Origin of the sequence: Sphaerotilus microaerophilus (assembly GCF_023734135.1) — a bacterium.
Classification (GTDB): domain Bacteria; phylum Pseudomonadota; class Gammaproteobacteria; order Burkholderiales; family Burkholderiaceae_C; genus Sphaerotilus; species Sphaerotilus microaerophilus.
Map to the genome: position 1 here is coordinate 3553525 of NZ_AP025730.1, position 24811 is coordinate 3578335.

General features: G+C 68.8%; 16 protein-coding genes. All 16 read left to right on the forward strand.

Annotated elements, in window-relative coordinates; all coding sequences use genetic code 11:
• Window positions 1-10: 10 nt before the first annotated feature.
• The 16 genes from mobH to NGK70_RS15335 all read left to right on the forward strand — a co-directional run bounded on the left by mobH (window position 11) and on the right by NGK70_RS15335 (window position 24806).
• On the forward strand, window positions 11-1627 hold the full coding sequence (mobH, locus tag NGK70_RS15260) for a MobH family relaxase (protein WP_251969373.1): 1617 nt from the start codon (window positions 11-13) through the stop codon (window positions 1625-1627).
• A gap of 14 nt (window positions 1628-1641) precedes the next feature.
• Window positions 1642-3549 carry a conjugative transfer system coupling protein TraD gene (gene traD / locus NGK70_RS15265; protein ID WP_251969374.1) on the forward strand — a complete coding sequence of 636 codons (1908 nt, stop codon included), beginning with the start codon at window positions 1642-1644 and terminating at the stop codon, window positions 3547-3549.
• A complete protein-coding gene (locus tag NGK70_RS15270) occupies window positions 3546-4169 on the forward strand; it encodes an IncC plasmid conjugative DNA transfer DtrJ family protein (RefSeq protein WP_251969375.1) in 624 nt (207 codons plus the stop codon). Before traD ends, NGK70_RS15270 begins: the two co-directional genes overlap by 4 nt.
• Window positions 4170-4778: 609 nt before the next feature.
• Window positions 4779-6851, forward strand: coding sequence for a hypothetical protein (locus NGK70_RS15275; protein WP_251969376.1), 2073 nt, complete (start codon window positions 4779-4781; stop codon window positions 6849-6851).
• Between the two features lie 91 nt (window positions 6852-6942).
• The gene (locus tag NGK70_RS15280) at window positions 6943-8136 is read left to right on the forward strand and encodes a hypothetical protein (protein ID WP_251969377.1); all 1194 of its coding nucleotides are present in this window, start codon (window positions 6943-6945) and stop codon (window positions 8134-8136) included.
• Window positions 8133-8366, forward strand: a complete 234-nt coding sequence (locus NGK70_RS15285; RefSeq protein WP_251969378.1) for a hypothetical protein — start codon at window positions 8133-8135, stop codon at window positions 8364-8366. Before NGK70_RS15280 ends, NGK70_RS15285 begins: the two co-directional genes overlap by 4 nt.
• Before the next feature lies 1 nt (window position 8367).
• Entirely contained in the window at window positions 8368-9363 is a 996-nt protein-coding gene (locus NGK70_RS15290) for a hypothetical protein (RefSeq protein ID WP_251969379.1), read from the forward strand.
• Window positions 9360-10754 carry a S8 family peptidase gene (locus tag NGK70_RS15295; protein WP_251969380.1) on the forward strand — a complete coding sequence of 465 codons (1395 nt, stop codon included), beginning with the start codon at window positions 9360-9362 and terminating at the stop codon, window positions 10752-10754. The genes NGK70_RS15290 and NGK70_RS15295 overlap by 4 nt, the downstream gene beginning before the upstream one ends.
• Before the next feature lie 3 nt (window positions 10755-10757).
• Window positions 10758-12752, forward strand: a complete 1995-nt coding sequence (locus NGK70_RS15300; protein ID WP_251969381.1) for a hypothetical protein — start codon at window positions 10758-10760, stop codon at window positions 12750-12752.
• Between the two features lie 18 nt (window positions 12753-12770).
• The gene (locus NGK70_RS15305; protein ID WP_251969382.1) at window positions 12771-13862 is read left to right on the forward strand and encodes a hypothetical protein; all 1092 of its coding nucleotides are present in this window, start codon (window positions 12771-12773) and stop codon (window positions 13860-13862) included.
• 35 nt (window positions 13863-13897) lie between these two features.
• The gene (locus NGK70_RS15310; RefSeq protein WP_251969383.1) at window positions 13898-15172 is read left to right on the forward strand and encodes a hypothetical protein; all 1275 of its coding nucleotides are present in this window, start codon (window positions 13898-13900) and stop codon (window positions 15170-15172) included.
• Window positions 15173-15186: 14 nt separating this feature from the next.
• Complete coding sequence (locus NGK70_RS15315; protein ID WP_251969384.1) at window positions 15187-16416, forward strand: hypothetical protein; 1230 nt, start codon at window positions 15187-15189, stop codon at window positions 16414-16416.
• Window positions 16417-16432: 16 nt separating this feature from the next.
• Entirely contained in the window at window positions 16433-17383 is a 951-nt protein-coding gene (locus tag NGK70_RS15320) for a hypothetical protein (RefSeq protein WP_251969385.1), read from the forward strand.
• Window positions 17380-18954, forward strand: coding sequence for a hypothetical protein (locus NGK70_RS15325; RefSeq protein ID WP_251969386.1), 1575 nt, complete (start codon window positions 17380-17382; stop codon window positions 18952-18954). Before NGK70_RS15320 ends, NGK70_RS15325 begins: the two co-directional genes overlap by 4 nt.
• A complete protein-coding gene (locus NGK70_RS15330; protein WP_251969387.1) occupies window positions 18939-20228 on the forward strand; it encodes a hypothetical protein in 1290 nt (429 codons plus the stop codon). The genes NGK70_RS15325 and NGK70_RS15330 overlap by 16 nt, the downstream gene beginning before the upstream one ends.
• 39 nt (window positions 20229-20267) lie before the next feature.
• Complete coding sequence (locus tag NGK70_RS15335) at window positions 20268-24806, forward strand: M15 family metallopeptidase (protein WP_251969388.1); 4539 nt, start codon at window positions 20268-20270, stop codon at window positions 24804-24806.
• The last annotated feature ends 5 nt before the right edge of the window (window positions 24807-24811 follow it).

The window sequence follows — 24811 nt, forward strand, 5'->3', positions numbered from 1 at the left end:
CCTGCCTGTGGTGGCAATCGACTCCTTGCTCGCGGCACAAGCGGGCTGGCTCACCCGCATTCGGCTGGCGCACGGTGGCGGCATCGCTGGTTTTGAAGCGGAGCTGCTGCCGCTGATCCAGCGCTACGCGAGCTGTGTGCACCTGTTGCCAGCAGCCTCCGAGGGGCCCTTCAGCGAAGCAGGAGGACTGTTCCAGCTCGGACTGCAGACGGCATTCTTTGCGCTGCAAGGCACCGATGCCCGAATTTTTGCAGGACCTTCGTCGCTGACCACCCGCCAGCAGCTGGAGCCGCGCTGGCGCCTGGCCACCTTTGCGGCCGGGCTGTGTGGCGAACTTCATCGGGTGGCCGACCGGCTGGAGGTCAGTGACGAAGCCGGTCAGCAGCGCTGGCATCCCCTGCTGGAGCCGTTGGTGGACTGGCTGCAGCGGCAGCAGATGCGGCACTACCAGTTCCGCTGGCTGTCTCGCAGACCGTCCGCGCGCAGCCTGGGCCTGTTCCTTCTGCCTCAGGTGTTGCCGCAGGCACTGCTGCGTCAGTTGGCCGAAGGCCATGACCTGGTCTTGCCGCATCTGATGGCCAGTGTCAGCGGGGTGCCGGTTTATCCGGAACCCAATGTGCTGGACGCCCTGGTGCGGCGGGCACTGTGGCTGTGTCTGCAGCAGGGCAGATCGCCTTCCAACACCGGAGAAGACCCGGCCTGGGCGGACGAGGTGCTGCAGCGCGAGCTGATCGATGGGATGCGTCAATTGGCGGCCAGCGACCCGGGCTGGGTGGTCAACCGGGAGAAGTCCCGCCTCTGGTGGGCAGCCGATGGCGCCTATGTGGTCTGGCCCGGTGGGGGTGAGGACGTGCTGCGCCTGCTCACCGCCAGCGGTCTGATCGATCTGCCCAGAGGGGCGAAAGAGGCCGCCGAAGTGTTGCTGCGTTCCGGCGCGGTGGAACCCCGACCAGATGGGTCTGAGCTCTGGTCGATCCGCCCACCCGGTGGACGGGGCGCGCTGGACGCACTCAAGCTGCGCCACCCGGGCCAGGTGGGGCTGGGAACAGACTCAGCGCCGGCGATGCCGCTGGCGGATGAGTTGTGCACCCGCTCTGCGCCCGCTGCGGCGATCGCCGTGCCTCGAAGGCCGATGGAAGCGTTCGCTCCTGCACCTGCCGCCACTCCACCCGACTCCAGCGCAGAGGAGCTGTTCGCGCAGGCCACAGCCTCTGCGATGCCAACTTCTCCCACCGAACAACTGACTTTGCTTGAGGACAGCGCTGCGCCCACGTCCGAGGGGGTCCCGTCGCCTCCAGAGCCGACCTGGGTCCTCGACGCACCGCTGCGGCTGAGCCCCGCCATCCGCAGCGCCCTGGCTGTGGCGCTGGCCTCCCCTGCCCTGCAGCCGCAATGGGGAGCACGGGCGAGTGAGCCACAAACACCGTCACCGCTGTTTGTGCCGCTGTCGGCGTTGAGCGGCACCGGCCCTCAACCTGCCGCCATCCTGCGCGCACTGCGCGAGGCCGGCATGCTGGAGGTGGCAGCGGGAGAAGCGCCGACGGTGCAGCGGATGCTGGATGGGGTCTCTGTCCCAGGGTTGCTGCTCTCGGCCCGGTACCTCAGGCAGCGCATAGATGCCTGCTGAAGGGAGATCCAGCCATGCTGCTGCGCCCCTACGAGATGCCCTGGCGGCCTGCCTACGAAGGCCTGGCCGGGCTGGCCTGGATGGCGGCTGGGCTTGGCACCGCCGCGGCCGCCGCACTGCATCACCTGCCGTTGGATCTGGCCTGGGTCCTGAGCCTGGGGTGCCTAGTGATGGCAGTGCTGCGGCTGGTGCAGGCGAACCAGGTGCTGAGGCAGCGAGCGGCCCTGCTCGGGCAGGGCATCGAAGTGCGAACAGCCACTGAGGTGGCGCAGTGGTGTCGTGATCCAGCGCAGGTCTTCCTGGGGTTCGGCTTCGAGTGGCGCCCCGTGCATGCACAACGGCTGTACGAACTGGCCAAGATCGATCCGCGCGAGCTTGCAGTGCCCCGATGGGTGGCAGGCTGGCTGGGTCAGGGGCGACACCCGCAGCCGGATTCCGAGATCGGCCTGCCCTACATCCACGGGGTAGAGCCGCGGGAAGGGCCGCTGTACCGGCCGCTGCAGAACTTCGAAGGCGGCACGCTGCTGGTGGGCACCACCCAGTCCGGCAAGGGGGTGGCACTCGCGCACCTCGTGACGCAGGCGGTGCGCCGCGGGGACGTGGTGGTGGTGATCGATCCCAAGAACAGCCACCGTCTGAAGCGGGTGGTGCAGCGCGCCTGCACCGACTGGCGCGAGCCGGACACCTTCCTGGAGTTCCACCCAGCGTTTCCGGAACGGGGGGTGCGGCTGGACTTCATGTTCAACTGGCAGAAGCCCACCGAGATTGCCTCGCGCATCCAGTCGGTGATGCCGCCGGACACGGCCGGCACCTTCTCCGCCTTCGGCTGGGATGCCGTCAACGTGGTGGTGCAGGGGCTGATCGAGCTGGAGGAGCGGCCCAACCTGGCCAAGCTGACGCAGTTCATCGAGGGCGGTATCGAGCCGGTGCTGGAAGCCAGCCTGCAGCGCTTCTATGCCCGGGTGCTGGGGGCCGACTGGCGGGACCGACCGGAGATGCGCCGGTTGCTGCAGGAGGCGCAGCGTGGCAGCCTGAAGCGGCCTTCGGAGGCCGCAAGTGCGGACCTGATGGCCTATGTGGGCTACTACGAGCAGCACCTGCCGCAAAACCAGCGCCACAAGGTACTGGACGCCCAGGTGCGCACCTTCCGGCACAACCGCGAGCACTACCAGAAGATCACCGCCAACCTGCTGCCGATCCTGTCGATGCTGACTTCCGGGGACCTGGGCCACAGCCTGTCGCCGGATCCCTTCGATGCCACCGATCTGCGCCCGATCATGAACTTCGAGAAGATCGAGCGCGCCGGCCATGTGCTCTACATGTGCCTGGATTCGCTGCCCGATCCCTCGGTGGCCTCGGCCATCGGCGCACTCGCCTTGGCGGACATGGCTGCTCGCACTGGCATGCGCTACAACCTGGGCCAGTACCGGCGCATCGCGCTGTTCGTCGACGAGGTGGCCAATGTGATCAACCAGCCGCTCATCGAGATCCTGAACAAGGGCGCCGAGGGCGGCATCTACACCACCTGCGCGATGCAGACCCTGGCCGACCTGGCCCGCCGCCTGGGCAGTGAGGACGCCGCGCGCATGGCGCTGGGCAACCTGAACAACCTGATCGCGCTGCGCAGCAAGGACCGCCCCACCCAGGACTTCGTGGTGGAGACCTTTGGCAAGACGGCCATCCACACGCTGCGTGTGGGCAGCAGCCAGGGCAGCGACACGCACCTGGGAGACTTCTCGGCGAGCCAATCGGCACAGCTCTCTGAAAGCCTGGAGGAGCGTGTGCCTGCCGACGTGCTGGGCAAGCTGCCGAATCTGCAGTACTTCGCCTCGGTGTCGGGCGGGCGCATCCTGAAGGGGCGCTTCCCGATCCTGGATCCGGATCAGGGTGTGACGCAGCCTCAGTCGCGGAGCACCCGATGATTCGGGCAGTCGTTGTCGCATCGCTGAGCGCCTTGCTGCTGTTGGTGCTCTACCTGCCGTCAGCCCACCCTCCTGAGCAGTTCGTAGCGGTGCTGCGCGAGGAGCACCAAGCCACGGTCGAAGCCTGGGGGTGGCAGCCTGCTGAGTCGATCCTGGAAAGGACGCTGCGCTGGCAACAGGTTTCCGATGGCTGGGCACCTCTGCCGACCAAGGCTGCCGCGGCACCCATCCCGGTCGACCCCATGGCTGGGGCCGTCGGGCAGGAGATGAACGCTGTGCAACAGCGCCTGCTGCGCAACGACTACTTCCGCGCCATCGATGCCCTGGTGCTGCTGGCCACGCATCGCCTGGCCGCGCTGCTGCACTGGTGGCCAGGCCTGTTGCCTGTCGTCGTGGCCAGCTGGATCGATGCGCTTCAGCGGCGCCGGGTGCGTGCCCGTGTCCTGGCAGGCAACCGCCCGGAACGCTTTGCACTGTGGGGCAGCCTGTGCGTCGGGATCGCCTGCGCCGGGTGGCTAGCGATGGTGTGGCCGGTCGCGCTGCCACCAGTGCTCTGGCCTGGGCTGGCGGTGGCGGTTGCGGGGACGACGAGCCGGGCTTGGGGGTGGTACAGGGTGTAGTAGGGCATCCGGCGCCGGCAGAGTGCATCCTCAAAAAGGTTGGCGAAGGTGGCGTTGACCCGCTCCACTCCAGCCCGGTTGTTGGAGCCACAGCCTTCAGACCCGGCGGCGCTGGAACGAGGATGCGTCCGGGCGTGCACCTCCTGCAACCGACCGATGGTCACGTGCGTGTAGATGTGTGTAACCCAGCATTGCCTGGTTGACGGTCTCCTGCTGCTTCACCTCGGAACGGCGAGAGGGAAACAGGTCATCAGCACCTTCTTGGCCAAAGAAGCCGCACCTTTTCAACCGCCCGCCCGCCAGCGTGCCATCCAAGACGGGCCTTGTGAAGGCGGTGCTGCCCCGCCCCCGAGGGGGCCCTTTCAGACGCTGCCGGCACGTAACCATCCCTTTCGCCGACGTCACCCCTGTGGGTTTACAGCAGTGCAACACCCTGGTTGACAGTCCCGACATAGGTATGAGTCCCAGTCGACGTAAACCGCGCAGCGTACAACCCCGGTCGTGGGTCTCGAAAATTTCTTTGCAAATCAAGCACTTGTCACCTGGAACGTGGATTGCGTAATAGCACCGTTAGGTGAGCCGGTGCGCCGCCTGGCGAGAGGAGACGACATGCTGACGATCGAGGAAGGCAATCTGGCAACCCGCCGCCCAGTGCGTGCACTGGCCTCCGGCGTGCCGCGCATCACACCCATCCACGACCCCGTGGACAAACGGCACTGCGACCTCAGCTTCAGCATCGACACCGGTGGCCGTCAGAGCTTTCGCGTCTTGATCACGCGTGACCGAGCCCTGTTCTCTCCCTCGCAGGCAGGGGCACGCAATGCGTCGAACTTCTATGACAGCCAGCGTGATGGGCTGCTACACGACGATGGGCCACCCTGCTTTTTCCTCGTGCCCCGCAGCGTACTGCACGCAATGCTCCCGGCGCCACGGCTGTACTACACCGTCATCGCCTATGACGACAGCAACGGCGCCCGCGCCGTTTACGGCCACCCGCCGGAGAAGTTGGCGACCGAGGCACCCTCGGTGGCACTGGCCAGCGATTTGGCCGGCAGCCTGTCGCTGATGTTCGGAACGCCGGTGACACGGTTGTTGCAGGTCAGCGCAATCCAGTCGCTGAACCTGGCCGAGGAAGAAGTCGGCGAGGACCACGAGACCAGTCTGCCCGAGTCCATCGGACTCATGGTCGATGACGATGGGGCCTACGACCAATTCAATGCAGCCGACAACTACGAAAGCGATAACAACGACAACGTCTACCAGCAAGCTGCCGCGCTCGATGCAGACGGGGAAAGCGACGGTGTCGATGATGGTTACGGTGACGGCCAGGACCTCGCGCATATCTATGCAAACAACGATGTGTGGCGCGAGCCTGTGCTGGAAGGCAGCGAAGCTGCGGCATTCGCGGCGCCTGCGCCCGAGGCCGACTTGGGCGACATCTGGGGCGGTGGAACGACCGCAGGCGAAGACGAATACGACGACGGATTCGGCACCTCCGAGCCGCCAGCCCAGGCCTATCAGGAACAGGGCGAGGATGTCGAGCCCGCTGCCCCGGCGCAGGCCTCTGACGCTTGCCGCATGTGCAGTTACGGCGACGACGCGGCTCAAGCCTTCGATGCCCCGGCAGGCGATCCTCTGCCCGAGATGCTGCCGGACGAGGAAGCAGACGGTGTCCACCCTGCGCAAGCGGGACATGACGACAACGCCATTGAGTTGGAATCGGCTCAGAACCTGCCCTATGACGACTCCTATGGCGTCGATTACTCCGACGAACAGAGCCAACTGCAGGCGGCGCCGGGAGCCATGCGCGTGCCCTTCGACATCGAGGCCTGCAAGGCCATCCTGGCGCGCATCGCGCCCTATGAATCGGGCGGCGATGGCTTCGCGCGCACACTGGAAGACGCCGAGTTTGCCGGTCGCTTTGGAACCGGCCATCCGGCCCACCAGCGCTACCACCTCGGCTTGACCTTTGGCGCCTTCCCCTTCGTACAGGAGCAGGGGACGCTGGGACAGTTGCTGGCTCTCATGCGCGAGCGCGACCGATCCACCTTCGATGCGACCTTCCCAGAAGCCGACAAGCTGATCGCCGTCACCAATGCGTCGGCCGGTCCGCGCGCGTGGGAGTCGCCCGACGGATTCTCGCCCAGGCTGCGCCCGGTGGGTGGCAGACTTCTATGGCAGGAACCATGGCTGACGCGCTTCAAGCGTGCCGCCACTCACCCACCCTTCCAGGGCGCCCAGAATGAGATGGCAGCGCGCCTGTACGTGCAGCCTGTTCTGACGGTGGCTCGGCAGATCGGTCTGGATTCCGAACAAGGCCTGACGCTGTTGATCGACCGTGCCGTGCAGTTGGGCGCGGCGGCCGCACTGGCGCTGGTTCTCGACGCGGCCACGCCGGTGGAGACGCCAGCGCTGCGCCAGCAGGCGCTGGGTGGCCTTGGCCATCAGGACTTGGCCACCTTCCAGCGCGCCGCGAATCTGCCGGTCACGGGTACTTGGGACGTGTCCACTCATGCGGCACTGATCGCCGCGCTGCGCACCAGCCCGCGCAGCCCGGTGCCGGTGCTTGGTTGCAACGAGATCGTCGCAGCCCTGCTGCGTCACGCTCAGGGCATGCCCTGGGCCGAACGCATGGCGCGGCTGCGCGACGCCAGTCCGGCCACGCGACTGTTCCAGCTCTGACTGCGGAATTGCCGCCGTGCGAGCCGAACTGTCCTCCACCGTCCCGCTTGGCGAAGGCCATGAGGTGGCAGCTGTGCGCCAATTGGTCCAGGTGCTGCAGAAGGCCCCAGCCTACCGCGCGCTCAACAACGAGGCGCGGCATGAGTTCGACCGTTCGCTGGGCAGCATCCAGCAGGTGCTGGGTATGCCGCCCTTGGCGCACCAGATGGCGCCCGATCTGCGCTCGCAGCTGTCGCCAGGCGGCGCTTCGACTCCTGCCACCGCCCCAACGCCTGCAAGCAGCGGCGCCATCAACCCGGGCACTGCATCTCCCCCTGCACAGGCTGTCCAGGGCACAGGCCCGGTGGGCCGGGTAGGAGAGGTCGCTCGCGCCACGCTCAACGCCATCGATTTCCCGAGTTTCGTCGCCTCGCTCATCCAGGGCACTTTCCAGGCCATTGTCGATGCGTCGATCCAGCAGATGGAGGCCTACGCCGAGTTGCTGAAGAATGTGGCCGGCACTGTCGACAGGTTCATGGGCGACAACGTGTCGGACGGCATGGCCAAGGACTACCTTGCCGACCAATACAGCGGGGTGCTCGGCCGCGACACACGCGGGGGTACGGCCAAACTGGTGGTCAACCCGAACGCGGGCGCCCTTCCCAGCTTCTTCAAGGATCTGGGATTCGAGAGCGCTGACCAACTGAACGAGCAGAGCCTCAACGAGGTGGTGGTGCCGGCCACACGGCGCCAAATGGCCGAACGGCGCCAACAGACGCTTGCGACGATGGTGCTGATGGGCATCAACCGCGTGATCGTCAAGGACGGCGAGATCAGCGCCAAGCTGATGTTCCACATCGACGCCACCGAGTCGACCAATATCAAGTTCGATCAAAACAAGGTCACCAGCGGGAACATGAGCGGCACTGCCGGCCGCAGCCCGTTCGGCGCCACCAGCGTCATGGTCAATACGACCAGCTTGAACGCTCAGAGCGCCATCAACGTGCGCGCCGACCTCACCGGCCAAGTGACTGTGCGTTTTGCCAGCGAGACATTTCCGCTGGAGCGCTTTGCCGATTCGGCCGCGATTCAGCTGATCAACAACAACGCCAAAGTGCCCGCGCTTTCGGCCCCTGCGCCCGGCACGCTGCCGCCGGGCCAGCCGGTGGTGCCGGGATCCCCGCTGCCCACCCTTCCTTCACCGACGCTGCCGGCCCCATCTGCGCCGGCGGTGACCGCGCCGAGGCCGGTGCCGGCGCAAGCCCTGGCCTTTGACCCCTGGGCACCGGTCGGGAGCGTGTCGTGAGAACCGAGCTGGCAGACACCCTGCTGCAGCTGTTCGAGGGGATCGGCACGGCGCCGGGCTCGGGCTTGGTGGTTACCGAGGTCGAGGTCGTCATGCCGCTCGAAGTGAGTGCCGCGACGCGCGGCGAGGAACTCGTGTTTCTGGCGCAGCCGCCGCATTCGCGCTGGGAGGCGGGCTTCCTCCCGCCGGTGCAGCGGCTGCACCTGAAGCTGGCCCTGGAGGAGCGATGACTTGGCCGATCGCCACAACCCTGCCGGAACCGGATTCATGGTCGAGGAGTTCATCACCTCGATCACGACCCAGCTCGACCGCGTGCAGGACGCGCTGCGCATCAAGGCCGTCAACCGCCCGCTGACATACGCCCTCAAGGAACTGCATCTGGAGCTCAAGGTGTTCGTTGACATGGATCCCCAAGGACAGGTGTTGCTGCGCGCCGCCGGCCCCAATGAGGCGGGCGCCAGCACCCTGGCCATGGACTTCACGACCATCACCAAGCCCATGATCGAGGAGAACACCATCTCGCTGGCCGCCAGCCGCTCGGCCCCGCTGGACAGCCTTGGCCTGAAGCCAGAAGAGCAGATGAAGCTGGAGCGACTGGGCGTGACCAACCTTGCGCAGCTGGAACGGCTGAAGGGCTCCACTGGCGTCAACACCGTGGCCCGCATGGCCGACGTGCCCATCGAACGTCTGCGCCGCGCGCTGCAGGCCGGGCAGCCACGGCTTGGCGGCGTGGTGGCACCGCGGCCGCCCGTGGCCATGCCTGCGCCCGTGCAGGTACCACCGCCCCCGCCGCGCCAGCCTCAGCCGCGGCCGGCGCCCGTGTTCACACCTGGACCCCGAAGGCTGCCGGTGCACTCACTGCGACCGCTGAGCTTGGACGACGAGCCCCCCTTCCCTGAAGGCCAGGCCGCCTTACCCGACCCGGCCGCGGTGCTGGAAGTGCATCCCTCCACCCGCAGTCTGGCGCTTGGCGGAAGCCACCTGCTGCACGAGGGCTATCCGCCCGAGGTGCGCCTGAATGGCGAGGCGCTGGAGATCGAGGAGCTGGACGACGATCGCCTGGTGGTGCGCCTGCCTGAGCATTTCGAGCCGGGTGCGCTGGAGGTGCGGCTGGGCGACCTGGAGCCGCACTGCTACGCGCTGGTTCACCCCTTCAGCGCCGAAGCCTACGCCGAACCCTACGTCGAAACCACCGACCCCTGGGCACCCGCTGGAGGCCGCGCATGAAGCGCGAAGGCTTCCTCACACTCACGCTGCGCAGCGGAGTGGCCGCGGCCGCGGTGCCGGCGCACCTGGATTGCCTGTCCGGCGCCGGACGTCCCAGCCCGCGGCTGGATGGCGGGCGCATCGACGCGCTGCTGGCCCGCGCTGCCGACGGCGCGCGCTTCCGCCGCATCTTCCACGCCCGCCGTTCGCTGGGCCGGCCGGGCGAGCAGCACGTGGGCTTTGACGACACCGAAGAGGCGCTGGGCCTGTCGCGCAGCTACCAGGTGGAACTGGGCCGCAGCGACGCCGCCGCCTACGTACGCGAAGCGCTGCGCGATCTGGGCCCCGTGGAACACTGCGAAGAGCAGCAGTTGGCCTACGCCCCACTCGATGCCCATGCCCTTGCCGGTGCCGATGCGGGCCACCCACCGCGCCGCCGCGTCACACAGGCCCAGGCCCGCGCCGCGCAGCAGCGCATCCGTGCGCCCGAAGCGCTGGCGCTGGAGCCGGGCGACCCGACCGTGACCGTGGCCATCGTCGATACCGGCGTTGTGGTGGGCCACCCCGAACTGCAGCGCCGCTGCATGGCCGGTTACGACACCGTCGACCTGGGACTGGGCCGCCTCAACGACAACATGCGGCTGGTGGGCGACTCGCGCGGCTGGGACTACAACCCCTACGACGAGGTGGGCCACGGCTGCCTGGTGGCCGGCATCGTCGGCGCGCGCGGCTTCCGGCTGCCGCCCGGCCTGGCCGGCCTGGCGATGCTGCTGCCCATCCGCGTGCTGGCGGCGGCGCGGCGCGAGGCCGGCGGCGCGCGCCTGGTGGGCGTTGGCGCGCTGCCGGATATCGACGCCGGCATCAAGGTCGCCGTCGACCTGGGTGCCACGGTCATCAACATGAGCCTGGGCTCGCCGCGCGACGAGGCCGACCCACACGCGGCGCTGCCGCACCAGGCTGTAGCGCGCTACGCGCTGGCGCGCGGTTGCGTGCTGGTGGCCGCGGCCGGCAACAGCGGCCGACGTGAGCAGTTCTACCCGGCCGCCCTGCCAGAAGTGATCGGGGTCGGGTCGGTCGACGCGCTCGGCCAGCGCTCGCGCTTTTCCACCTGGGGGCCCCAGATCGCGCTGTGCGCGCCGGGCGAGGGTATCGTGGGTGTTGGCCGCCACGGTTACCAGGCCAGCTCTGGCACTTCGTTTGCGGCGCCCTTCGTGGCCGGCGCTGCGGCGCTGATGATCGCACGCGCGCGCCGGCTGGGTCGTGCGATCGACGCTGCCGGCGTGCGCCGGCTGCTGTGTTCATCCGCCCAACGCCTGCCGGGACCAGCCGAGGAAGTCGGCGCCGGCCTGCTCGATTGCCGCGCGGCGCTGCAAGCGTTGGACGCAGCCCCCTCAAGCCCTGCGAGGAGCTAATCCATGGCCGCCCGAAAATCGAACCCATCGCCGCGCCGTCCGCCCGATCCGTGGATCGAACTGCTGCTGCTGGTGCTCGACGGAAGCGCGCTGGAAGCCGATCTGGAAGGCGCCAAGCACCAGCTGCAGCAGACCCTGGAGACCGATCAAGAGAGCGCGCCCGAAGTGCTGCGCGAGGGGCTGGACACCCGCGCCTCGACGCTCCGCGCTGGCGGCCGCGCGCCACCGTCAGCTGCCTACCGGCTGATGCTCGTGCGCCTGCTGCGCCGCGCGCTGCAGGACCCAAGCATCGGCGCCACTCCTGAACAGCTCATACCACTCGAGCAGCACTTGGAGCGGCTCGACGCCAACTCCCTCCGGCCGATTGTGGGGCCGGCCTTGCGCCTCGTCATCGGCAAGCCACGCGATGGGGACTCTCGCTTTCTCAATCAGTGGCTGGTCCAGTTCATCAAGGAGACTTCCATGGCCGACTTCCATTTCGAGATCGATGTCAGTTCCGTGCCGATCCTGCGAGACGACGCGGTCAAGAACAATTACATCAATCAAGTTGAGGGTCTGCTCGACGAAATGTCGCGCTCTGTACCGGGAACCGTCAAGACGAGGAAGGAGCCGTGGGCTGCCGCCGTCATTGGCATGGTCATCCTGGACGGTGAGGTGGATCCCGCGTCGAGTGGACTGCAGGGCGCTGTGACGCGAGCCTGGCACGAGTCCATCCATAAGGTCGTCGATACAAACAAGAAGGAACGACCGCTCTCGGAAGTCTACGAGTACATCGCAAAAAAACTGCCTTCCCTCAACGGGGGCATTCAGAGCCTCTCGGTGCAAGAGTTTGCCTTTGTCGCGCGCGAGGTTATCGCCGGCGCCGAAGCCAACCCTTTCGGCCATGGCAGCTTCGACTCTGCCATTCGCATAGCGCTCGACCGCTACGTTTCCACCCGCGCCACCGGCGACTCGCTGAGCCTGCCGCCGGGCTGCCTGCCCGGCGGCACACAGAACGCGGGAGGCGACGCCGACCTGAACTCCGACAACATCCGCGTCTGCGGTCTGACCTATTCGCTGGCACTGCTGGAAAAGACGCTGGTACTGCGCGTGGCCGACCGCATCGCCGAGTTGTTCATGAACGGTTTGCTGCCCTTCGGCCGCGATGCCGCAGGCAAGGCCATCGACGACTACTACTGGGAAACAGAGGACCGGCTGACGGAATCGCAGCGGCGCTCGCAGTACGCGCGCATGTTGGGCATGCCAGGCGGCGAGGTGTCGAAGGAGGTGGCACCGAACAAGTCATTTGAGCAGCTGTTCCTGCGTTTCATCGCCAGTGTCTCCGAGTTCACCCGCCAGCGCGAGGTGGACCGCATGTTCAACAACCGCACCTCGCAACTTTCGATGACGGGCGAACAGGTCCGCAAGAGCGCCTTCGAACTGGCCAAGAACGCCTCGCTCTACGCCTGGGGCGGCAGCTTCTACGTGGCCACGCGCATCAACAAGCACCTGGACCGCGCCATCGGCATCCTCAACCAGCCGCAGGTGCTGAAGACCTACGCGGCCTCGAACCACTGGCAAGTGATTGAGCGCGTCGCGCAGCAGGACTTCGGCGGCGCGCCAAACTGGGTGAAGTACAGCACCATGGCGCAGTCGGCCAATGCGCTGTTCGGTATCCTCGCCAACAAGACGGCGGCAATCTCCGACACCAGCAGCAGCAGCCCCTTCCTGTTCGACCCCAGCTTCGGCGGCGAAGGTGGTAGCGGCGACTTGGACGAGACCACCACCAACCTACTGCTGCGCAGCGTGCAGTCGTGGCTGGCCGTCAACGGCGTGCGCGACGACCAGGTCAAGCAGTACGCGCAGCCTGTGGAGATGAACACCGCGCCCAGCCTGCCAGGCCTGCCCGGCGCTGGCGACAGCTTAGGTCTGGACGTGCTGAACAAGCTCAAGCAGCTGACTGCCAACGGCACCCCCAGTCCCGACCAGCTGCAGCAGCTGCTGGCCCAGCTGCACTGACGGATCGGGAGCCCTACCATGCAAGCCAGAGACACCCTGGCCCAACGCGCGCGAAGCCTGCTCGCGCAGTCGGCCCGACGGCTGGGCACTGCAGATCCGCTGGAAGACGTGGGCGCCGCGCTGGACGAACAGCTCGACGTGCCCTACGGCGAACTCACCGACGATACGCCGCTGTCGACCCAGTACTCCGAACAGACGCCCGAGCACTTGAACTTTGTGATGCGCGCCACCGGCCGCGGCGTGACCGGTGCTGACCGCATTGAAAGTTCGAGCCAGGCGATGGCGCAGGTTGTCGACCGCCACTTCGGTCGTGCCGCGCGGCGCTGGCTGGACAACCAGCTGGAGCCCGTGCGTACCCAGGAGATGAGCCGCACCGCGTCGTGGGGAGCCGCCTTCGGCAGCGCCTTCGACCGCAACGGCCTGGCCGAGTCCTACGTGCACTGCGAGTGGGGGCCGAGCCTGGTGGATGCCCTGCCGGGCCCGCTGCACCGCCTGGTTCGCACCGTGGTGGACAACATGCCGGGCCTGCATCCGGTGATCCTGTCAGTGCGCTGCGGGCGCTCGGCCGGGGCGCAGCAGCTGTCCTTTGAATCGGAGCGGCCACTGGCACTGGCCGCGCTGCAGCCGCTGATGGATCAGCTGGGCCTGGGCCACCGTCACGCCGGCCTGATGAGCGCCGTGGCCTTCATCCTGGGCGCGCGCTTCGTGCTGCCGGCTGAGGCCGCAATGCTCACGCTGCGGCCGCTGCGTCAGGGCGTGGAAATGCGCCTGGACGTAAGCCTGGACGCCATTCCCGACCTGCCCTCGCAGCTGATGGCCCTGACACGCTTGCAGATGACCGAACGACCACGCAGCGTGCAGGGCATGGACCGCTGGCTGATGGCGCTGACGCCGGACGGCTACCCCGGCCCCGGCACGGTGTCGGTGCTGTCGGTGTGGGTGCGGCCCGACCTGCCGGCGCGCGTGGCGCTGTACCTGCGGCCGGCCTCGCTGGACCCGCGCCTGGAAGGCCTGCGCCAGCCGGCCGCGCCGCGGCCTGCCGCGCCGCCCGTGCGCCAGCCCGAGCCCGTGGCCGGGCAGGCGCTGTGGTCCTCGTCGGCCTGGGCCTGAGACCCTGAGACCTTGCGCACCGAGGGAGTTGCACCATGACACCTGCCGCCGCCCCGAACGACCGCCTGCTCGGCGACATCCGGTCGCGCGTGCGGCAGGCGCTAACGCGCAGCAGCGCCTTCAATGCCCTGCCCGCCGACAAGCGCACCGAGATTGCCCACAACACGGTGCGCGCCTTCCACTACATCCTGGGCGGTGCCGACGGCCAGTCGCGCCCGGGCTCGGTGGAACTGGGCGGCAACGTCGGCGGCTATGCGCCGCTGGCCGAAGCGCAGGCCAGCCCGGCCAAGCCCGCGGCACCGCAGCGCACCATCGTGGCCAACCAGCCGCCGCCGCTGGGCGAGGCCGCTCGCCGCGGCGGCGACGCCATGGCCGACCTGATCCAGGAGGTCGACTTCCCCTCCTTCGTCGGCGGCCTTGTCGACGGCGTCTTCAACTCCATCGTCACCAGCTCCATCAAGCAGATGGAGGCATATGCCGAGCTGGTGAAGAACGTGAGCAAGTCGGTCGACCAGTACATGAAGGACAACGTCAGCGAGAACAACGCGCGCGACTACCTGGTGCAGAAGTACCCCGAGCACCTGGAGATGGACCTCTCGGGCGAGTCGCCCAAGCTCAAGCCGCGCGAGGGCGCCGACGAATCCAACATGCCCGACTTCTTCGCTGACCTGGGCCTGAAGTCGCCGGTGGCCAGCCTCGACCAGGACACCGCCGAGCAGCAGCTGATGCCCGCCGCGCGCCAGCGCATCGCGATGGACCGCCAGCAGATGCTGGCCACCATGGTGATGATGGGCGTGAACCGGCTGGTGGTGACCAACGGCACCATCGAGGCCTCGTGCCTGTTCAAGCTGGACACGCGCGACACGCGCGTCCGCGACCGCACGCGCACCGCCGGCGGCTCCTGGGGCAGCAGCTCGCACGACGAATGGGGCGGCAAGGGCGATCACACCTACGAGGCCGAGCGCAAGGAGAACGACTGGATCAAGAGCGGCAAGTACTCGGGCAACTCCAGCTGGTACAGCGGCCACACGCGCGACAGCAACGCGCAGTTCAGCGTGTCCACCGTCGACACCAACAAGAACGAGGAGGAGATCAAGCTGCACGCCGAGCTCACGGGCAAGGTCAAGCTCAACTTCAAGAGCGACTACTTCCCGATGGAACGCATGATCGACGCGCTGCAGATCAACCAGATCCGCGACAAGGTGCCCGCCACCGCGCCCGCTCCGGTGGCGGCCGTTCCCGCCGCGCCGCCGCTGCCGCCGATGCCGCCGCTGCCCTCCGTGCCTGGCGTCACCGTGCCGGCACGCTGAGCCGAAAGCCGACCATGCCCACGCCACCGGACGACCGGCTGCTGCCGCTGATCCGCCAGCGCGTCAAGCAGGGCTTGCTGGCCAGCCCCGCGTATGCGCGCATGAGCCCCGAGCAGCGCCTGGGCGTGGCGCGCGACACCGTGCAGGCCTTCCACTACATCCTGGGAGGCGCCGACGGCCAGACCTGCCCCGACCAGGTGACCGTGGCCGGCCGCACGCCGGTGTCGGCCCTGGCCGAAAAGCGCGTGCTGCCCGAAGGCGACACCGCCGGCCAGCGCTTCGGCGAAAGCGGCGCGGTGGCCGCGCAGCAGGGCGGTGACGCCTTCACCGAGATGGTCCAGAAGGTCGACTTCCCGCAGTTCGTGGCCGGGCTGATCGACGGCGTGTTCGGCGCCATCGTCAACTCGTCAATCCAGCAGATGGAGGCCTACGCCGAACTGGTGAAGAACGTCAGCAAGTCGGTCACGCAGTACATGAAGGATAACGTCAGCGAGAACAACGCGCGCGACTACCTGGCCGACCGCTACCCCGAGCACTTCGAGATCGACATCAGCGGCGACAAGCCGCGCGTGCGCCAGCGCCAGGGCTCCAGCGAGGAGAACCTGCCCGACCTGCAGGGCGACCTGGGCCTGCCCGACCCGGTGAGCTCGCTGGACGATGACGTGATCGAGGAAAAGCTCGTGCCCGCCGCGCGCCGCCGCATGGCACTGGACCGCCAGCAGCTGCTGGCCACGATGGTGATGATGGGTGTCAACCGCCTGGTGGTGACCAACGGCTCGATCGAGGCCTCGTGCATGTTCGAGCTCAACACCACCGACGCCGTGCGCCGCAAGATGAAGCAGGAGCGCTCGGCCGACTGGCACTCGCAGAACAAGGCCGAGTCGGGCTACTCGGGCAACTACAGCAGCTCGCGTTCGGGCTTCCTGGGCCTGGGCGCCAAGCGCAAGTACAACGCCAGCTGGTACGGCAAGTCCAGCCACGAGGACACGGCCAACTTCTCGGTGTCCACTACGCGCAGCGAGGACTCCGAGGCCAAGGTGCAGATGCACGCCAAGCTGGCCGGCAAGGTGAACGTGCAGTTCAAGAGCGATTACTTCCCGATGGAACGCATGGTCGACGTGATGCAGATCAACCAGATCCGCAGCAAGACACCGGCCGGCCAGGACGTCAATGCCGTACCTGGCACGCCCGGTGCGTCACCGGGCGCCAAGGCGCCGGCCCCTGCGTCCGCGGTGGCGCGCTGAAGACCGGAGACGGACCATGCACCGCCGCGCCAGCTCCGACGTGCTTGCCGCCGCCCTGCGCGACGCGAGCCGGGCGCTGTCGGGCTTCTCGGCGACGCTGGCGCTGGCCGAGGACCCCCTGCGCCTGGCCCTGCCAACGCTTCCCTGCCCGGAGACCGCAGCACCGTCGCGCGACCTGCTGGGCGCCTGGGCTGCGCTGTACCTACAGGCCGAGCTGGAAGAAGCCGGCGTTCTGGCGGCGGTGGAGGCGCTGGTCGCGCAGCGGCACACGCTGCAGCTGGACGACAGGGCTGCCGCCGCCCGCCTCGACCGCCTGGCATGGACGGCGCGTGACTACCCCAGCCACGATGAACGCACGGCCCTCTTCGCGCAGCTGTTCGGCTTCGGCGTCACGCCGCTGCGGCTCGATTTCCCGCAGCGCCTGCTGCGCCTGGCTACGGCCGTGGTGCGCGCCGACCTGGAACGCCAGCGCCACGGCAACCGTCCCGGCCCCGGGCTGATCAGCCGCTCCGCCTGGCAGGCTGCCGCGCAAGACCTGTTGGCCGCGGTGGCCGCCGCGCCCGCCGGCTCGCTGCTGAACTGGGCGCGGCGCATCCATGCGCACCTGCTGCAGGCCTTCGAGCTGCTGGGCGATGCGGGCCTGATGCGACAGCTGGGCTCGCGCTCGGCCTGGGATAGCCTGGGCCGCCTGTTGCCCGAAGACGGCGCCGCCCGTCGCGATGCCGCGGCGCGGCGTGGTGCCGCCGGCCAGCAGCTGTTGCGTGGTCTCGCCGACATGCCCGGCGCCGAAGTGCCGGATGCCATGGCGGTACAGGCCGCACTGCGCTGGCTGGCGGCCAGCGGCCTGCCGGTGCCCACCGCCTCGCTGCCGCTACCGGCCGCGCCGCCTAGCCTGCCCGACACGGCTTTCGCCAGGTCGTCCAGCCTGTCGCGCGCCGCCATCGAGCGCGCGCGGAGCTGGGCATGAGCATCGCCCTGCTTGCCCGTCCGCTGCGCCCAGCGCCACCGCTGCCGGCACTCGCCACGCCCCCATCGGCCGCGGGGCGAACCGTGGCCCTGTCCGGCGCCTTCGCCACGCCGCCCGACCCGCAGGGCATACGCCCCACGCCGGCCACCACTGCGCTGGTGCGCACCCAGGTGCGCAGCTTGCTGGAAGCTACGCCGTCGTACCATCAGCTGGCCGACGAAGAGCGCTGCGCGTTGGAAGACAAGCTCGCGCGCGTGGCCGCCTATGCCGCCGAGTGCCTGCGCGACATCTACTGGCAGTCCGAACAGATTGGCCAGACGCCGGTGCTGAAGGAAACCCGCGTCAGTCGCGCCGTCGCGCCCGAAGAGCAGGCGGCACCCGCGCAATCGCCTCGGCGAGCGCAGCTGGCGAAGGCCCAGGCCAACGACTTCGCACCGCGCGCAGCCAGCCAGATCGGCAACGTCACGCAGCAGACCCTGCGCGCCATCGCCTTCCCCACTTTTGTGGCCGATCTGATTCGCGGCACCTTCGACGCTATCTTCCAGACCACCGTCAAGCAGATGGAGGCCTTCTCCCAACTGCTGTCCAACGTCTCCAAGACCGTCGACCAGTTCATGGACGACAACGTCACCGACGAGCAGGCCCACGGCTGGCTGGCGCAGACCTACCCGCGCCACCTCACCATGCGCGGCGGCAAGGCCGTGCCGCGCGACGGCGCAGACCAGCTGCAGCCGCCCAACTTCGAAACCGAGCTGCACACCAGCGCCGGCCTGGACGAATCGTCGATCGAGCAGACGCTGCTGCCGGCTGCGCGCCGGCGCCTGGCCGAGACGCGGCTGCAGATGCTGTCGACCATGGTCCTGATGGGCATCAACCGCATCGTCGTCACCGCCGGAAAGATCCGCGCCACCATGGCCTTCCACATTGACACAAGCGACAGCGCCTTCGAGCGCAACGCCGAGGACGTCGACGCCCGCGTGGCCATGCGCGGGCACTACAACGCGCTGGTCTGGGGCGTAGAGGCCTCGGCCTCGCTGGCCTACGTGAGCAGCAGGCGCGCCGGCAGCGATGCCGAGATCAACACCTCGACCGACCTGACCGGCGAGGTGGAGCTGCATTTCAAGAGCGACTACTTTCCGGTCGAGCGCTTCGCGAATGCCGGCGCGCTGCGCACGATCTCGGGCAACACGGCGGTGCCCGAGGCCAACCCGCCGCCGACCTTCGCGCCGCCGCGGGTGGGCGCGCCGCCGCCGGTGGAGGGGGCCGCCGCACCGCGTGCACGCCGCGTGCGCGAGGCGCCGCCGACGATGACGCCGGTCGGCGCGCCGCTGCCCGAGGCGCGGCTGCCCACCGAGACGCCGATCCAGCGCGGCGCGCTCGACCCCGGGGCCAACAACCCGGTGCCTGCGCCGACCTCCGGAAACGCCGCCGGCAACACGGTCGGCAACGCCGAAACCAACACGGCGGGCACCGAGCCCGACGCCGAACCCGACGCAGAGCCGGCCGCCGAGGGGCAATCGCTCGGCGCCGCGCGCTCCATCGAGAAGGGACTGCCATGGACCGTCCGCTGAACGTCGCCGGTACGGCGGCCGCACTGCCCGGACCCTTCGACACCGCGCCGCAGCCGCAGGGCATCACGATCACGCCGCCAGTCTCGAAGCTGGTCCATGCGCAGGTGCGCGCGCTGCTGGAATCGAGCCCGGCCTTTCACGACTTGCCTCCGTCGCGCCGCGAGGTGATGGGCCGCGACCTGGAGAAGATCGCCGCCTACACCGCCGCCCTGGTGCACGAGGAGTGGGCCCAGAGCAAGCGCCTGGGCCAGACTCCGGTGCTGCACCAGCGCGAAAGCCTGCCGGTGGCCGCCGCGCAGGACGGCTCGCTTTGGGAGCCGCAGCCTGTCCAGACCACCCAGACGGCGCTGGCCGCCGCCCTGCCGGCCCAGACGCTGGCCAACAAGGAGCAGGAGCACTTCGACACCCGCGCCACCGGCCAGGTGGGCCGCATCACGCGCGACACGGTCAACGCCATCGCCTTCCCCACCTTTGTGGCTGACCTCATCAAGGGCACCTTCCAGGCCATCGTCAACGCCAGCATCCAACAGATGGAGGCCTATGGCGCGCTGCTGGCCAACGTGTCCAAGACGGTGGACCAGTTCATGGCCGACAACATCAGCGACAACAACGCGCGCGACTGGGTGGCCAATGCCTACCCAAGCCACTTCAAGATCGACACCAGCGGCGAGCGCCCGCGCATCGTCGTGCGCGACGGCGCTGACTCCGCAGCCAAGCCCGACTTCCGCGGCACCCTGGGTCTGAATGAGGATGTCGATGTCTCCGACGAGGCCGGCGAAGAGAAGCTGGTGCCGGCGGCGCGCCGCTACCTGGCCAAGAGCCGTCACCAGATGCTGTCGACCATGATGCTGATGGGCATCAACCGCATCGTCATCACCAGCGGCCGCATCTATGCGCGCATGGGCTTCCAGATCAATGCGCAAGACCTGGCCCAGGCCGAGAGTGCGAGCCAGTTCGACATGAGGCACCAGCACCGCGTCGGCTTTGGAGGTGGGCTCGCGGGGCTGCTGGGCGGCGCCAGCGGAGAAGCCAGCACCAGCGTGGCCTATGTCTCCTCCAAGAAGGCCAACAGCAGCGACGCCATCGACGTGCACGCCGACCTCACCGGCGAAGTCGACCTCAAGTTCAAGAGCGACTACTTCCCGATGGAACGCTTCGCCAAGCCGGAGCTGATGTCTCTGATCATGGGCAACACACCCAACCCGACGGCCAACACACCGGTCAACAGCCATGGTGGCGAAGGCAAGGCGGTAGTGCCCGCACCGGCCGCCTGAGATCCCGCAACGCACAGGTACGACAGCAAGGAGACCACCATGCGCAGAACCCACTCCCACCATGTCGGCGCGACTTCGGTCAGCGCGCTGGTGTTCGGCGTCGAACCGGACACCGCGCCAGCCGCCGCACCGGTCTCGGCCTTCCAGGCGACGCTGAACTTCGCGGCCGCCCAGGGTGACGGTGCGCACACTCTGGCGGCGCTGCGGCGGCCGCGCGACCCTCGCTACCCGAGCCACAACCTCCAGCACGACAACGGCTGGCTGCGCTGGGCGCAACTGCCGGCCGGTTTCAGCGGGCCCGTCGACATGGTCGTGCACCTGCACGGGTTCACGAGCTACGCCGACGAAGACCATCCGCCGCGCATGAACCTGGGCGCCAAGGCCGGCCTCAGCGGCCTGGTGCTCGCAAACCCGGGCGTGCCGCGCGCGACGATCGGCCTGGTGCCGCATGGCGTGGCAGGCCGCTGGGTCAACTCGCGAACCGGGCAGTTCCATGGCGAGAGCTTCAACTTTCCGCATGTGGCGACCGCGCAGCAGCTCGACACCGTGCTCGTCGAGGCGCTCGGCGCCTTCGGTGCCGGGCGCGGCAGCCTGTCGCGCGGTCGCGTGATCCTGACCGCGCATTCCGGCGGCGGCGCGCGACTGCTGCAGCTGCTGCGGTCGACCGTCGGCAGCGCGGTGGCGGTGCAGGGCGTGCAGTTGTTCGATGCGACCTACGGCGGACCCGATTGGCCGGTGGCGCTGCGACCCTGGGTCGACGCCGCACTCGATGCCGACATCGCGCTGATCGGCACGTCGCGCGGCGAGACGGCGCTGCAGCGCATGCGCAGCGCGGGCCATCACCTGCGCGTGGTCTTCCTCGGCGGCACGGCGCCGCAGGCCAAGGCGATCGACGGCATGCTGGCTCAGGCGCTGGCCGCCAAGGCACCCGATGCCGACCTTCGCGCGCTGCTGCGCAGGTTCTACCGAGCCCAGCGCGTCGTCGGCCGCGGCATCGTGCACAACGACGTGCCGAACACATTCGGCGGTCGTCTGCTGGCCGACCCGGGCAACGACCTGGCGCCGCAGACGCAGGACCTTCCGGTGGCGGCCGCGCGCGCGCACGCCGAGGCCGCCGATGAGTGGTATGACGAAAGCAGCGAGAGCTGCGAGAGCGCCGAGAGCGCCGACTGGGACGGCGAGGCTTTCGACGTCATCGTGCACGAACTGCGCGCTCCGGCACGCCCCGCAGATGCACCCACCGGCTCGGCCTTCATCACCAGCATGGGCGAGCGCAAAGGCGTGGAGCGCGAGAACCGCATCTTCGAGCAGCTGCGTGCCGGCAACATCCCAGGTTCGCTGCGCAACTTCCACACCGTGCGCGCCAGCGGCAACGACCGCGCCGGCCAACGCCACGAATTCGAGTTCTACGTACTGCCCGACGTGTTGGCCGTCGGCAGCGAGAGCGACCACGTGCGCGTGCCTACTGACCCGGTGACGGCGCAGCGCATCGCCGACCTGTTTGGCTGCCTGCTGCCCACCGCCCGCATGGTCGAGCAGCTGTATCAGGCCGCACCCACCAAGCTGGCCTTCATCCCCGGCAACTACGCGGGCACGCCGCGCGCTCACCTGCAGGACGCTTCGAGCAGCTACCAGTGGCACAGCCGGCAGATCGACGGCCAGCTGCGCCGCCCGCCCACCATCCTGACCGCCGGCCACAAGAAGGAGCTGGTCATCAGCAACGGCTACCTGCGCGCGGCCCGCAACAAGACCACCGGCAAGATGGGCCCGCCGCGCCCGAAGCTGGCCTTCTACGGCGCCTACACCGCCGCCGGCGTCCCGATCCAGGCGCCGCGCAACGGCGCGCAGGTGATGCGCGGCTACCCATCCTTCGCGCACGAGCCGGTGTTTGTGGACTACAGCCACGGCGTGCGCCTGGTGTGGCCAACGATGAAGGTTGACGGCATCGCACGAGGCGTCGCCGAGGTGCTGCGCGACGCCAACCTCGCGCCGCTGATCGCCGCCGAAGGCGTGATCAACGAGCCAAGGTACACGCTCGATCGCAGCGGCCGCCCCGCGGCGGCGCAGGCACAGGCAGCGTCCAGCGATGATCCGCTGGGGCTGTCGTGGGGCACGCCTGAGGCCGGCTGTGGTGCGCTGGGCTACGGCCAGACCTGGGACGAGCGCATCCGCGCCACCGTCGAAGGCTTTCTGGCCGGGTGGAGGGGAGTGCCGGTGCGCGTGGGCACGCAGACCCTGCGCGTTCACCCACCCTACTTCATGAACGCCAACTCGAGTTCGAAACCCGCCACGCGCGAGCGCCACCGCCTGGCCACCGCACACCGGGCCTCCGCCCCCACGGCGCTGAGAGCGCTGATCGCAGAGAGGCGCTTCACCCATGAACGCGTCGGCAAGTCGACGACGGACAAGCTGCGCGACCTGCTGCAGGACGCCGACTCGCGCGGCCTGCTGCAGGCTGACGCCACCGTGGGCAGCAGCCCCACGGCCGACAATCTGCGCGACTTCCTGAAGCACTACGGTCTGGGCATCGACTGCTCGGGCTTTGTCTCGCAGGCGATCAACCGGCTGATCGACCTGTTCCCCGCCGCCACGGCGACCGACCGCATTGCCGCGCCGCACAGCACCCGCTCGGCGGCACTCAAGGGAGGGCAGGGCGCCTTCGAACGGGTCACCGATCCCGCGCAGCTGTGCGGCGGCGACACGATGTGGCTTTCGGGGCACATCCGCATCCTGGCCTGGGCCGAACGGCGCGGTTCCAACATCTGCTTCTGTACCGCCGAGTCGCGCGCGTCGAACCCACGCGACATCGGGCCTGCGGTTGCCTACTGGCGCCTGGTGCCCGACACCGCCGCTGGCTCCGAGAACTTCCGCGGCTGGCGGCTGGAGCGCAGCAACGACCTCAACGCGCCGGCCAGCGCCTGGGCGCGCGTGGGCGCCACCCATGTCTACGGCCACTACCGCCCGCTGCGCCGCTTGCTGCAGGCCGCGGGGTCCACGCCCACGGCGCTAGAAGCCGTCACGGGCTGGACGCTGCAGGCGACGCCGCAGCAGCCCTACCTGCCCAACGGCGGGCGCGCCTTCGTGCCGCAGGAGGGAACGTTCAACACCGCACCTGCGGGCTTCACCGTCGTGCCGGCCTCGTTCCTACCAGAGCCCACGACCGACACTGCGGCGGCCATCGACACCGCCCTGACCGTCGCCGGCCTCAACGCCGCGCAACGCCGCCGGATCGCACGCGAAGGCTTGGTGCCGTTGGCCGCGGCCTTCGGCGCCAGCGCGCTGACCGAGCTGTTCTCGCGCCTGAGGTGGGCGCCCGTCTTCCTTGAGGAGAACGGCAAAGCCGCCACCACGATGCTGGTGCAACGTCTGTTGCTGCACATCCCCGGGCACTTCCGCGAACTGGCGCGGCGCGCGCCCTCGGCCGCCGAGGCCTTCGTGCTCGAGTGCCTGGGCTGGGCGATGCTCTCGCACGTGCGGCAAGCGATCCAGAACGCGACGCGGACGCGCTGGTGGATCCCGCCGGCACCGGCCTTCGTCACCGCGGTACCGAACCCGATGCCCGGAGTCAGCGCTGAGGTGCAGCGGCTGATCACGCGCCTGGGATTCATCGACACGGTGATGTCGCCCGCCGACTGGAACGCACGTTACGCGTTCTGGCGGCGGGGCCTGGCGGGGCGACAGTGGGATTCGGAGCTGAACGCTGCGCAACCCGGCCGGCCCCTCTATGCCGGCCTGCTCACAGTGCCCGCACACCTGGGCACTGCCACAGATCGCGATCGCGCTGCCTTCGCCAGGGCATGGACCCGGCGGCTCGCGGAGGTCGATGCCCTGCATCCCCCCATGGCGCCGACGGCCACCCAGGTGACGCTGGACGGCCTGCGCAATGCCGCGATGCTGCGGCAGGATGCCCCCGCCAGCAGGCCCGCGGGCCTGCTGGGACCGCTGAACCTGCAGGGCCTGCAGCTCGCCCGGGGCCGCTTCCCGCTGGTGGACGGCGGTCCAGTCTCGGAGCAGGTTGACCTTCTCCGGCGGGTGCACCCGGCCTTCGCGGCGGTGTTCGCGGCTGCGCGCGAACTGGGCTGGAACGACCTCATGTACCAGACCAGCGGCACGGCCGCTTTCCGCGGCATCAAGCACAACCCCCGCGTCGTCAACGCCGCCGGCGTCTCGCTGGGCGCGCCCTTCTCCGCGCCCACGCAGGCGCTGGTCGACCGGATCAACAACGAAGCGACACCGGCGTCGCGCGCCGCCGTCATTCGCGCGGCCACCGTCGCCGCGCGCACGATGTCGGACCACGCGCTGGGCATTGCGGTCGACCTAAACTACCCCGAGAACGTGGACAACGCGGGCTCGCGGCCCTTCGGCAGCATGGACCCGCGGCTGGTAGCACTGTTCGAGGCCTTCAACTTCCGCTGGGGCGCGGGCTTCTCGCCGACGGACCCGCACCACTTTGAGTACTGCGAGAACCCGTGTGCGCCCGCCGCGGTGGCTGGCTGGCCGGCACCCGCCGCCGGCCCCCTGCCAGGGATGATCCCCTCTGGTACCGGCAGCGGCCGCGGCGGGCCCATGCTGGCCTGAGGAGA